The sequence below is a fragment of the Rhodococcus sp. MS13 genome (assembly GCF_013277835.1).
In the GTDB taxonomy this organism is placed as follows: Bacteria; Actinomycetota; Actinomycetes; order Mycobacteriales; family Mycobacteriaceae; genus Rhodococcus_F; species Rhodococcus_F erythropolis.
Genome location: NZ_VBTL01000009.1, coordinates 438,487 through 451,551 on the forward strand (window position 1 = coordinate 438,487; position 13,065 = coordinate 451,551).

9 protein-coding genes are annotated in these 13,065 nt (G+C 62.0%); all 9 read left to right on the top strand.

What is annotated here, in order from left to right; translation table 11 throughout:
• Positions 1–247: 247 nt before the first annotated feature.
• Positions 248–694, top strand: coding sequence for a holo-ACP synthase (locus tag FEZ59_RS19520; RefSeq protein WP_020970291.1), 447 nt, complete (start codon positions 248–250; stop codon positions 692–694).
• The gene (locus FEZ59_RS19525; protein WP_003946296.1) at positions 687–929 is read left to right on the top strand and encodes an acyl carrier protein; all 243 of its coding nucleotides are present in this window, start codon (positions 687–689) and stop codon (positions 927–929) included. Before FEZ59_RS19520 ends, FEZ59_RS19525 begins: the two co-directional genes overlap by 8 nt.
• Positions 926–2,116 carry an acyl-CoA dehydrogenase family protein gene (locus FEZ59_RS19530; RefSeq protein ID WP_042952515.1) on the top strand — a complete coding sequence of 397 codons (1,191 nt, stop codon included), beginning with the start codon at positions 926–928 and terminating at the stop codon, positions 2,114–2,116. The genes FEZ59_RS19525 and FEZ59_RS19530 overlap by 4 nt, the downstream gene beginning before the upstream one ends.
• Entirely contained in the window at positions 2,113–3,069 is a 957-nt protein-coding gene (locus tag FEZ59_RS19535; protein WP_031333718.1) for an amino acid--[acyl-carrier-protein] ligase, read from the top strand. Before FEZ59_RS19530 ends, FEZ59_RS19535 begins: the two co-directional genes overlap by 4 nt.
• Positions 3,069–4,055: a DUF1839 family protein gene (locus FEZ59_RS19540; RefSeq protein WP_021345086.1), complete on the top strand. Its 987-nt coding sequence runs from the start codon at positions 3,069–3,071 to the stop codon at positions 4,053–4,055. Before FEZ59_RS19535 ends, FEZ59_RS19540 begins: the two co-directional genes overlap by 1 nt.
• A 2-nt stretch (positions 4,056–4,057) precedes the next feature.
• Entirely contained in the window at positions 4,058–6,643 is a 2,586-nt protein-coding gene (locus FEZ59_RS19545; protein ID WP_134999509.1) for a glycosyl hydrolase, read from the top strand.
• 128 nt (positions 6,644–6,771) lie between these two features.
• Entirely contained in the window at positions 6,772–10,398 is a 3,627-nt protein-coding gene (mfd, locus tag FEZ59_RS19550) for a transcription-repair coupling factor (RefSeq protein ID WP_031331022.1), read from the top strand.
• Positions 10,399–10,405: 7 nt separating this feature from the next.
• Entirely contained in the window at positions 10,406–11,242 is an 837-nt protein-coding gene (locus FEZ59_RS19555) for a MazG family protein (RefSeq protein WP_134999508.1), read from the top strand.
• Positions 11,243–11,562: 320 nt separating this feature from the next.
• Positions 11,563–13,044 (top strand): sugar transferase, encoded by a 1,482-nt coding sequence (locus FEZ59_RS19560; protein ID WP_141488619.1) that lies wholly within the window; start codon positions 11,563–11,565, stop codon positions 13,042–13,044.
• Positions 13,045–13,065 lie beyond the last annotated feature (21 nt).

Sequence of the window (13,065 nt, forward strand, 5' to 3'; positions counted from 1 at the left end):
TGCAAATGTCCTGGTAGCGACATTGTTCTCTTTGTTCTGCATTCGAAACAAACTAAGAGTATGTTTATAGTGTTGATGGGAATCTGGAAGTCTGATCTTGCCCATCATCTTCGGATTGCGGTATGTTCTACCGGTAGCTGAAGAATTGCTGAGAATGAAGGTTTGTCAGGGCAGGGTGACGGCGTCGGCGCACCGGGCAGCATAGGGGGCTGCCCGGCGTGTACGACCCCAGATGGGGAGTCAACAGATGGGTGACACTGCGCCGACGCCGATGCTCGATATCGGCCCGCGGATCGGCTGTGACGTAGTGAACGTCGTGGATGTCACTCGAAGTATCGAACTCTTCGGGCGGAGGTATCTCGATCGGACCTTCACCCCGCACGAATTGCAGACGTGCGCCGGGCCGGCACGGGATCAACGATTGGCTGCACGCTTCGCCGCCAAAGAGGCTGTTGTGAAGGTACTGCGGCCCGGTGATGTCCCCGTTCCGTGGAATTCCATCGAAATCACTCGGGCCGAGTGGGGTGGCTGTGGGGTGACGCTGTCCGGTAATGCCGCGGAACTCGCGCGGGCCCAGGATCTGCACGATTTTCAAGTATCTATCTCGCACGAAGCGGACGTGGCCATCGCAATGGTGATCGCAACACGCTCGGGCGCTCGCATCGAAAAGAAGGACGACATCGCTGATGATTGATCAGGCAATTCGGAAAGTGCTCGTCGAGCACGGTCGACTGGCAGTCGACGTGAGCACGATCGATGGAGAGGCCGATCTTTACGAGTTGGGTTTGACGTCGCACGCGAGCGTGAATGTCATGTTGGCGCTGGAGGATTCGTTCGACATCGAGTTTCCTGACGAGTTGTTGCGGAAGAGTACCTTCGCAAGCGTCAAGGCGATCGAGGGTGCGTTGACGGAGTTGGGTGCTGCATGAACGCTCCGCAATCGCAGTGCGCCACCGGGACAGCCCTCGAGCGGGCCACACGGTTGGCCGACGAAGTTGCAGCGGTGTGGGCCGACGAAGTCGATGCCGAGGCAAGGTTTCCGCGTGAAACTGTCGACGCCATGCGAAGCGAACGGCTGCTGTCGGTAGCTGTGCCGAGGGAACTAGGCGGCGAAGGACTCTCGCTGCAGGAAGTGTCGCAGATCGCCCGTGTGATCGGAACACGCTGTGCAGCAAGCGGAATGATCTTCGCGATGCATCAGACGCAGATCTACTCGTTGGTCAAGCACGGCAACACCGAAGCGCTACGCGGGTTTGTCGAAGAAACGGTCGACAAGCAACTGCTGTTGGCATCGGCAACCACTGAGCTGGGAATCGGTGGTGACGTCAGCCGGAGTTACTGCGCGGTCGAAGACTTGGGCGGTCATCTGCTGTTGATCAAGAACGCGCCTGTCATTTCGTACGGCGAACACTCCGACGCGATAGTCGTGACGGCTCGGCGAACCCCGGAGAGTCAGCCGAACGATCAGGTTCTCGTTGTGTGTCGTACCCCAGACCTGACGCTCGAACGCACCACCGAGTGGAACACGCTGGGACTCAGGGGAACTTGCAGTCTTGGTTACATCCTTCGGGCCACCTCGACGCCCGAGATGGTCGCCGACGTACCGTATTCCGATATCTCCACCCATACGATGCTTCCGGTCTCGCACGTCGTCTGGAGTTCGGTGTGGTTGGGAATTGCCGACGCTGCAGTCGAGAAGGCACGCAAGTACGTGCGTGCCGCCGCCCGCAAGCAGCCCGGAGTCACTTCCCCCGGAGCGCTGCGGCTCGCCGAAGTTGCTGCTTCGGCACAACAATTCGCCGATCTCGTCGACGCCTCTGCACGCAGGTACGACCGCGCAGTTCACGCTGCGGAAGGCGCCGCCGATTTCGAGGCGACGGGAGCGGTGGGCTTTTCGCTCGCGATGAACAACCTGAAAGTCACAGCCTCCACCGCGGTGGTGGAAATCGTGGGGCAGACAATGCTGATCTGTGGCATCTCGGGATATCGCGAGGACACCGAATTTTCACTCGGTCGGCACCTTCGTGACGCGCACGGCGCAGCGGTGATGGTGAACAACGATCGAATCATGGCAGGTTCAGCGCACATGGCTATCGGATACCGGGGAACGCTATGACGACGGAGAATGTGACAACCGAGACTGTGACAGGCGAGACCGATCTGGATCGGGCTCGGGCTGCATTTCAACGCGAACTGCTCGTCGAAGGACTACTCGTCGAGACAGAGGTACCGGGACTCTACGGGCGTTCCGGCGTGTTCGAGGACATCGTCGACGGTATCGACCGAGTGGTGGTTGCAGCGGGGCCAGGCGACGCCGCGACTCGGCTGCGGTTCCCGCCGGTGTTCCCTCGTAGCAGTTTCGAGCGCACCGACTACATCGCTTCGTTTCCCAACCTCACCGGCGCCATCAACACCTTCGCTGGTTCCAATCGCGATCACGCGCGACTGCTGGCCGATCGCGCCGACGGACAATCGTGGGATCGCCACCTCGAGCCGACCGAGACCATGCTCGTCTCCGCAGCGTGCCATCCTGCCTATGCGCGATACACCGGAGTTCTCCCCGAAGGCGGGGTGCTGCTGGACATCTACGGTTTTTGCTTCCGGCACGAACCGGCGATCGATCCGGCTCGCATGCAAGCGTTTCGGATGCACGAGTTCGTGACGATCGGTGACGCCGCGGCAGCGCGAGCGCATCGCGAGCACTGGATCGAGCGGGGGCTCGAGGTGCTCGGCCGGCTCGAACTCGACGCCACCCCGGTGATTGCCAATGATCCTTTCTTCGGACGCGCCGGAAAGATGCTTGCAGCCAACCAGCGTGAAGAGAATCTCAAGACGGAACTGACGGTTCGGCTCTACGGAGATCTCGACGAGGGCACGGCGATCGTGTCCTCGAACAACCATCTCGACCATTTCGGTGTCAACTTCGACATCCGAACGGCGGAGGGGGAGGTGGCGCACAGCTCGTGCGTCGGCTTCGGGATGGAGCGAATCGCGTTGTCCTTGTTGCGGACTCATGGTCTTGATGTGGCTGCGTGGCCAACCTCCGTACGCGAACGAATGGGCATCTGATGTCCCGGCTCATCGACATTTCACCTGATCGCTACCAACCCCATTCGTTGCACCAGGACGACCGGGTGTGGGCGCAGACCAACTGCTATACGGATCTGTGGATCGAAGTGTTGCATTCGCTGGGATTGGACCCCGTCCCGGCGCTGGCATGTGCCTTCTCATCGCGGTTCGACGGGACTCAGTGGACGTTCCTCAAGCTCAAGGCCGAGGACATCTACGCGCTGTACGGAATCGAAGTCGCCGAGATGAACGTCTGGCGGGCCCCGCTGATCCATGTCGAGGACAACCTCGCGGTTGGGATGCTGTCGACGGTTGAAGTCGACGGATACTGGCTTCCCGACACTCTTGGAACGAGTTATCACGAGGGGCACACCAAGACCACGATCGTGCCCAATCGGATCGATCGCGTTGCCGGCGAGCTCGAATACTTCCACAACAGCGGGTACTACGTGCTGCGAGGCGACGATTTCTCCGGTGTCTTCGATCTCGATCGTTCCTCACTTCCTTCGTTCGTGCCCTACGTCGAACAGATCAGGTTGAATCCGGTTCACGCGACCAACGCCGGAAACATTGCCGAAGTGGCTCGGCGGAACGTAGCGGTTCGAGCGGCGGGTAATCCCGTGCGAGAGCTGGGACGCCGGGTGATCGACGACCTCGAATGGGTGCAGGGGGCGGGCATGGATGCCTTTCACCTCTGGTCCTTCGGGCTACTTCGTCAGTGCGGTGCCAGCGCGGAGTTGGCAGCCGACGCCAGCGAGTTTTTGGACACTGCAGGTTTCTCCGGGACAGGCGAAGCTGCGCCAGATTTCCGAAAAGTGGCGTCCGGGGCCAAGAGCGTGCAGTTTCAGATGGCGCGTGCCTCCAGGGGCCGCGCGGTGGACCCGCGTGAACAACTCGACGAGATGGCCGTGTCGTGGAAGAGGGCGATGGAAGTCGTTGCCGACACAGTCGGCGTCGACTCGCATCGACACTTGAGGTTGGTCTAACAGTGCCTCGTTCGTCAGCAGACCTGCTGGCCGGCGCGATATGGCGATGCGCTGCAACCGAACCCGGATCCATATCTGATCCGGATGCCCTCGAAACCGTGACCGAGTGGGTCGCAGCGTCTGTGCCTGGGACAGTCATTGGTGCGATACAGGCGGCGCAAACGGACGCCGGACGCACGAAGTCCGTTGCATCGTCGTCGGTTTCATCGTCGTCGGTTTCATCATCGGACTGGTGGTTCGTGACTACCGTGGCCACGACCGGTGAGGGGTCGTGGCTGCTCCAGTTCGACGGTGTGACGGCGTTTGCCGATGTCTGGATCGGCGGCGTCCATGTCGCGTCCACTGAATCCATGTTCACGCCTGGGGAAGTGAGCATTCCGGCCGTAGTCGGCGGTGGTAAACGCGTCCAGGTCGCTATTCATTTTCATTCTCTGTCCGCGATTCTGAGATCGAGGCGTCCTCGAGGACGTTGGCGCTCGTCGATGGTTCGTGAACAGGGTCTTCGGTGGATCCGAACCACGATGCTCGGTATGGCTCCCGTATTCAGTGGCGTTCCGGTACCGGTGGGACCGTGGCGGGGTATCCGGTTGTTGGACAAGGGAGTTGCCGCCGTAGTCTCGGCTGTCAAGCACGCGAGTGTCGACGGCACAACCGGTCACGTTGCCGTCAGTGCTCGGCTCACCGGATTGCCGGCCTCGCTGGAGTACGTGACCGTGCGCGTTGGCGAACACTCGCGACAATTGGCTGTAATTGCCGGACCGGACGGATTCCTCGAGGTGTCCGGCGTCGTCGAAGTGCCGGACGCGCAGTTGTGGTGGCCGCACACTCATGGCGCTCCTCGCACGTATCCGGTGACGATAGAAACGATCGGAGTCTCCGAGCATCTCGGTTCAGTGGGCTTCCGGACGGTGGAGGCCGACAGATCCGATGGTGGATTCCGTTTGAATGTCAACGGCATCCGGGTGTACTGCCGTGGTTCGGTGTGGGTGCCGACCGACCCGATCTCGCTTCAAGACGACGCCGGCACCACTCGTGTCTTGGAACGCCTGGCTGAGGCGGGCCTGAACATGATTCGAATCCCGGGGACGATGGTCTACGAGAGCGACCACTTCTGGGAGGAATGCGCGCGACTGGGCATTCTCGTGTGGCAGGACATGATGTTGGCGACGCTTGATCCGCCCGACACCGACGAATTCTTCGAACTCGTTGCAGCAGAGGTCACCGCGTTCTTGCACAGAGTGCGTGGAAATCCCGCTTTGGCAGTCTTCTGCGGCGGCAGCGAGACCGAACAGCAGCCGACCATGCTGGGCTTGGTCGATCAACACATCCCGCTCATTCATTCGAGACTGCCGGAGCTGATCTCAGCGGTGGCACCTGAACTCGAATACGTGACGTCGTCGCCCTCGGCGCCTCGCGGGGGAGAGCAATTGGCAACGCATGTCGGAAGCGGGGTCGCTCACTACTTCGGGGTGGGTGCCTATCGTCGTCCACTGGCCGACGTGCTCAGCGCGCGAGTACGTTTTGCGACCGAATCATTGGCATTTTCGATTCCACCGTCGAATGCCGTGATCGAGAACGAATTCGGTTCGCTCGCCGTCGCAGGGCACCACCCGGCATGGAAAGCCGCGGTGCCGCGGGACAACGGATCGCCGTGGGATTTCGAGGATGTTCGGGATCACTACGTCCACGCGCTTTTCGGCGAAGACGCTCGTGAAGTCCGGTGGTCCGACCCGGAACGCTATCTCGACCTGGGGCGAGCAGCCGTATGTGAGGCGTTCGCCTCGACGCTCGGCTATTGGCGTCGCCCGGATTCTCGGTGCGACGGCGCCTTGACACTCGCACTGCGAGACCTGGAGCCCGGGCCGGGATGGGGGGTCCTCGATTGGAGCGGCAGCCCCAAGGCTCCGTGGTTCGTGCTCCGTAGGAGCGCCAAACCGATCGCGCTCCTCGTCACGGACGACGGTATGGACGGACTGAGGCTCGACGCGATCAACGAGACTGCCGAACCTGTCGTCGGCGAGATCAGGTTTCGAGCGCACAGTCGGTCAGGTGTCGTCCCAGTCGACGTCGCGCTACCGGTCAAGGTGGAATCGCACTCGAGTCTGACCTGGTCCGTGGACAGCCTTGTCGGCCGTTTCACCGACCTCACTCACGTCTTTCAGTTCGGGGCGCGGACATACGACGCCGTCACCGTCACACTCGAAGACGAAGACGGAGAGATGGTGGACGAAGTGGTGCACCTCCTGGGGAGTCCGGCACGGCCCCTCGAGCGGTCGGTCGGACTTGTCGCCACGGCGCGCAACGTCGGCGACGAAGAGTGGGTAGTCGACGTCTCGACGGATGCTTCCGCCCAATACGTTGCCCTCGAACTGCAGGGTTTCGAGCCCGAAGACTCCTGGTTCCACCTCGCGCCGAACGGTCGCAGGACTGTACGTCTACGGAGAACCAGCCAGGCAACGAAGGTAATCGGCCGGGTTCGGGCGCTCAACTCTCACACCAGCGTGGCCGTGGCACCGCCGAGCGCCCCGGCCACCCGATCTTCACCGGCCAAGCGGACGACGAAGAAGCCGAGCGTTACGGGAAACTGAACGGATCGGACTGCGCTGCGAGATCGCGCACCGATAGAATCGAACCGGCGCACAACTCTGCCTCGGTGGAGATCTTGCGCTCGGGCTGTGCGTCCGCAACCCGTCATCACTGTTCAGGAGCGCGTTCGTTGACTTCCTTGTCCTCTGCCCAGACTGCGCTCGCTGGACTCGCCGAGGTCGCCCTCGCAGACGCCGCGTTCACTCCAGTGATCGACTCCATCGGTGCGCCTGCCCTGGACATCGTGGCGCCCAAGCCGGCTCGACCATTCATCGCCGCTGCACTTGCCGCGCGCACTCCGGTGCTGCTGGTGACGGCCACCGGTCGCGAAGCCGACGATCTGACGTCAGAACTCACCGAGATGCTCGGTGGAGGCGTCGCGCAGTTCCCGTCGTGGGAAACATTGCCGCACGAGCGACTGTCGCCGAGCGCGGACACCGTCGGGCGACGGGTGGAGGTACTGCGCCGGCTCGCCAGACCAGACGACGCCTCGTACGGCTCGCCTCTTCGGGTGATCGTGACCACGGTGCGCTCTCTCGTTCAGCCGATGGCGCCGGGTCTTGGCGAGATCGAGCCGATCACGTTGCGCGTCGGCACCGAGATCGATTTCGATTCTGTTCTGGTTCGTCTGGTGGAGATGGCGTACAGCCGTGTCGACATGGTGGGAAAGCGTGGTGAGTTCGCGGTCCGCGGCGGCATTCTCGACCTGTTCTCGCCGACGGCGGATCATCCGGTACGTATCGAATTCTGGGGTGACGAGGTATCGGAGCTTCGGTACTTCTCTGTCGCCGATCAGCGTTCGCTACCGGACGTCGACGTCGATTCCGTGATCGCGCCGCCGTGTCGTGAACTGATTCTGACAGCTGATGTTCGCGATCGAGCTGCGGCACTCGCTGCTGAGAATCAGGCTGACGCGTCGTTGGTCGAGATGCTGGACAAGATCTCGGCAGGCATCCCCGTCGAGGGGATGGAAGCTCTGCTCCCGGTTCTCAAACCCGGTGAACTGCAACTACTTTCCGATGTCCTTCCGGTAGGGGCGCACATCCTTCTGTGCGATCCGGAGAAGGTGCGCACCCGCGCCACCGATCTGGTGCGCACCGGCCAGGAATTCTTGGAAGCATCGTGGACGGCGGCGTCGATCGGCGGCGCTGCACCGCTCGACACGTCGATCCTCAACGGCGGGGGAGTCGATCTCGGTGCCTCCGCATACCGGTCGCTTCGTCATGTTCGCGAATCTGCCGAAGCTGCCGGCCGTCCGTGGTGGACGGTCAGCCCGCTGGCGTCGGGAAATGGTGAAGAACTGGAAATCCCGGTTCAGGCGGCACCGCAGGTACGTGGTTCCGACGACCTCTTGGCCGAGCTGTTCGTCAGCCTCCGGGCACACGTGAGCACGGGCGGTCGCGCGGCGATCGTGGTGGCAGGCGCCGGCACCGCAAGCCGAGTCGTCGAGCGACTCGGTGAAGCCGAAGTGCCCGCAAAGATGCTCGACGGCGGAGCGACCCCTGCCCGCGGACAGGTCGCGGTGCTCCGCGGGTCTCTGCACGACGGACTGGTACTCGCCGGCGACGACTCGACGCCGGGGATGGTGATCGTCACCGAGTCCGATCTGACGGGCAACCGCGTTGCTGCGGTCGGCGACGGAAAGCGCTTGCCGGCCAAGCGCCGCAATCAGGTCGATCCCCTCGCGCTGTCTGCCGGGGACATGGTCGTGCACGATCAGCACGGTATCGGCCGGTTCGTCGAGATGGTCGAACGCACCATCGGCGGGGCGCGTCGTGAATACCTGGTCATCGAGTATGCGCCGAGCAAGCGTGGTCACCCGGGTGATCGTCTGTTCGTCCCGATGGAATCGCTCGATCAACTCTCCCGGTATGTCGGTGGAGAGTTGCCTGCGCTGAGCAAGCTCGGTGGATCCGACTGGGCGAACACCAAGCGTAAGGCCCGCAAGGCGGTTCGTGAGATCGCGGGTGAGTTGGTTCAGCTCTACGCTGCGCGTCAGGCGGCCCCGGGGCATGCGTTCGGCCCGGACACGCCGTGGCAGAAGGAACTCGAAGACGCATTCGCCTTCACCGAGACCATCGACCAGTTGACCGTCATCAGTGAGGTCAAGGCCGACATGGAGAAGCCGGTTCCGATGGACCGGGTGGTGATCGGTGACGTCGGGTACGGCAAGACGGAGATCGCCGTTCGTGCCGCGTTCAAGGCAGTCCAGGACGGCAAGCAGGTGGCGGTACTGGTCCCGACGACTCTGCTTGCACAGCAACATCTTCAGACGTTCACCGAACGAATGGCGTCGTTCCCGGTGAAGGTGCGAGGGCTGTCCCGTTTCACCGACGCCAAGGACTCGAAGGAAATCATCGCCGGCATGGCCGAAGGCGAGATCGACATCGTCGTCGGTACTCACCGGTTGCTGCAGACCGGTATTCGCTGGAAGGACCTCGGGCTTGTGATCGTCGACGAGGAACAGCGATTCGGAGTCGAGCACAAGGAACACATCAAGGCACTACGCACCCACGTCGACGTCTTGACAATGTCGGCTACCCCGATTCCTCGTACTCTCGAGATGAGCATGGCCGGGATCCGCGAGATGTCCACGATCCTCACACCACCGGAAGAACGTCATCCGATCCTCACTTACGTCGGCGCGTATGCGGATAAGCAGGTTGCCGCGGCCATCCGGCGTGAACTTCTGCGCGACGGTCAGGTCTTCTACGTACACAACCGTGTCAGCTCGATCGACAAGGCAGCCAAGAAGATCCGTGAACTCGTCCCGGAGGCTCGCGTCGTCGTCGCGCACGGTCAGATGAACGAGGACACTCTCGAAAAGACCGTGCAGGGATTCTGGGAACGCGACTTCGACGTGTTGGTCTGTACCACGATCATCGAAACCGGTCTGGACATCTCGAACGCGAACACACTGATCGTCGAACGTGCGGACTCGCTTGGCCTCTCGCAGTTGCATCAGCTTCGCGGACGCGTCGGGCGTAGTCGTGAACGTGGATACGCATACTTCCTGTACCCGGCCGAAAAGCCGTTGACCGAAACGGCATACGACCGACTGGCAACGATTTCGCAGAATTCGGACCTCGGCGCCGGTATGGCAGTCGCGATGAAGGACCTCGAAATCCGTGGAGCCGGAAACGTTCTGGGCGCAGAGCAGTCCGGCCACGTCGCGGGGGTCGGGTTCGATCTGTATGTCAGGCTGGTCGGTGAGGCGGTCGAAGCCTTCCGGGCTGCCGCCGACGGCAAACCGATCACCATGGACGAGGGCACGAAGGAAGTCCGGATCGACCTACCGGTGGACGCGCACATCCCGCCCGACTATGTCACCAGTGACAGGCTCAGGTTGGAGGGGTACCGCAAGCTCGCTGCGGCAACTGATTCCGACGGCATCGCTGCCGTAGTCGAAGAACTGGTCGATCGCTACGGCCCACTGCCCGAAGAGGTTCGACGGCTGATCTCGGTGGCCAAGCTTCGACTGCTCTGCCGCGAGTACCAACTGGAGGAAGTCGCCGTCACCGGAACTCAGCTCAAGATCTCGCCGATGTCACTGCCCGATTCCAAACAGATCAGGCTCAAGAGGATCTATCCGAGCGCGCAGTACCGGGCAACGACCGGGCTCGTGCAACTCCCGCTGCCTCGCACCGGCGGAGTCGGCTCGGATCGCCTGCGGGACGTCGAACTACTTCAGTACATCGCGGACTTCATCCTGGCGATAGACGGGCGCGCCGCCGGTGCCGTCCTGGTCGAGGCGTGAGCACACGGTGAACGAATCGCCCGTCGTCGTACTGCTCGATCCTCTGCGGCCGCATGTCTTTCCGCTGGAGGCGCTCCCGTTCCTGTCCGGCGCGATCGATATCGACCCGGACGTTCCCGACTCGGTACGCGGCGCATTGCCGGCCACGACACCCGGCGCCGCGGTGACTGTGATGATGGACACCGCCGAGCCGAAGATCGAGGCGTTGTCTGCCGCTGGGGTAAAGATGATTCGCGCCGAACCCATTCACGGCGATCGACTGGTGGAAGCGGCGTCGATCATGGACCGGTTGTGGAATCGCGGCGGTTGGGAGTCGACCCAGACGCACGAGAGCCTGTCGGTTTACCTCGTCGAGGAGACCTATGAGGTACTCGACGCGATTCGAAGCGACGACGAGAGCGATCTCCGTGAGGAACTCGGCGATCTGTTGCTCCAGGTGTTGTTCCACTCGCGGATCGCTCAATCTCACGACGTTTTCGAATTGGACGACGTGGCCGGCGCATTGATCGCGAAACTTGTGCACCGCAGCCCGCACCTGGTCAGTTCCGGAGTGGTCGACATCGCTGAGCAAGAGCGGGCGTGGGACGCTTTGAAGGCTGCCGAGAAGGCGCGCGCGTCGTCCATGGACGGCATCGCTCGGTCGCAGCCGCCGTTGCTCCTCGCCGAAAAAGTACTGAGCAGGGCCGCCAAAGCCGGTGTGATCGAAAGCGCCTACGAAGCTGATCTGGAAGCTTTGATCGAACAGTGCCGACGCGCCGACACTGCACTCCTGGGCGCCCTGGACATGCTGATCGCCGACATTCGGATTCGTGAGGGAAGACGTTTCCAAAACGTGGAGGATTAGCCCACTTTGACGTAATTGCCCGGTAATCATCTGGCAACCGGGAAATAGCCTGGACTCGGTGAGTGCAGTTGAAACAAACCTAAGGTATGTTTACGTACGAAATGAGCAACACTGGGTCGTTTTGTCGCACGAAGTGGCCTTTGATCGGCAGTTATGTAGGGGGGTCCGATGACGGTTCGTTTCTGCACTGCGAGCAGCGAGGTACGGCAACCGGCGGGGTGTTGCCGTACCTGGAGGCTCGCAGTGGCTACCGATCAGCGATCCGCTGAATCCGTTCGACCCGCTGAAGTCATTCGAATGACTAGAAGGACTGATGGCAAATGAGCGTTCATGCTGAGGTGGAGAGCCGGTCGGCAGCATTGCAGGATTCCGCTCATGTCGGCACCGACTGGCGTCGGGCATACCGGAAGCGGATTGCCGTGAGCGATTCGATCACGGTTCTGTTCGTGATCGCGCTCGCACAGATCGGCAGCATGTGGCCGCATCCGATCGAGTGGCTGACACCACTCAAGGTGATTGCGTCTGCAGCGCTGGGAGGGCTGTGGATGATCGCGCTCGCACGCGGACGCAGCCGTCATCAGTCGATGCTGGGCGAGGGCAGCGACGAGTACGAGAAGGTGCTGCTCGCTACCGGCCAAGTCTTCGGAGTGGGCGCATTGGCCGGGATCATTCTCGGCGTAGGAATCGCGCGTAGCTATCTCATGATCGCACTGCCCGTCGGGCTCGCTGCGCTGCTTCTCGGGCGCTACCTCTGGCGACGCGACATTCGAAAGAAGCGTGCGAGCGGGGATTGCCGCAACTCGGTGCTGTTGGTCGGTGGACACGCGTCCGTCGTTGCTACTACGCGAGCCTTCGTGCGGGACTCCTCGGCAGGCTACGACGTTGTGGGAGCGTGCATTCCGCGTCGGGCGACCGCGCTGGACGATCACATCGTCGTCGACGGCGCAGCGGTCCCGGTATTGGGCAACGAGTTCGAGGTGGTCGAGGCAATGCGCGCAAGCGGCGCAGACACCGTCATCGTCACCGGAACCGAAGACCTCGGGCAGGTGGGCATACGCAAGCTGATGTGGGACCTCGAAGCCGAGGGCGTCGACATGGTGGTTTCACCGGTCGTAGCCGACGTGTCGAAGGCTCGCTTGATGTTTCGCCCGGCGGCGGGACTCCCGTTGATTCACGTTGCGCGACCGCGCTACCAGGGCGCCAACCGGCTTGCGCCCGCTGTTTTCGACGCGGTGTTCTCGATGCTGATGATCCTCCTCGTGGCGCCGGTCATGGTCGCCGCCGCCGCTGCGGTCAAGTTCACGTCGAAAGGTCCGGTGTTCTACAAGGCAGAACGCATCGGCCTCAACGGGAAACCGTTCCCTATGTTGAAGTTTCGTACCATGGTGGAAGGCGCCGATCAGCAGGTTGTCGATCTGATGGGGGACAACGAAGGCGCGGGAGGCGTGTTGTTCAAGATGCGGGAGGATCCACGAATCACGTCCGTCGGCAAGATCCTTCGTCGATTGAGCATCGACGAGCTACCACAGTTCTTCAACGTCATTCGCGGCGAGATGAGCGTTGTCGGTCCGCGGCCGCCGTTGCGGCGCGAGGTCGAGATGTACGACGACGAGGTTGCCCGGCGCCTGCTGGTCAAGCCTGGTATCACCGGTCTCTGGCAGGTAAGTGGTCGCAGTGACCTCTCGTGGGAAGAATCTGTTCGACTGGACTCTTCCTACGTGGAGAATTGGTCTATCCTGCAAAATCTTTCGATCATTAGTCGTACCGTCTCAGCGGTCGCGAAGAGCGACGGAGCGTACTGACTACGCGGTTGGTGCCGGCGC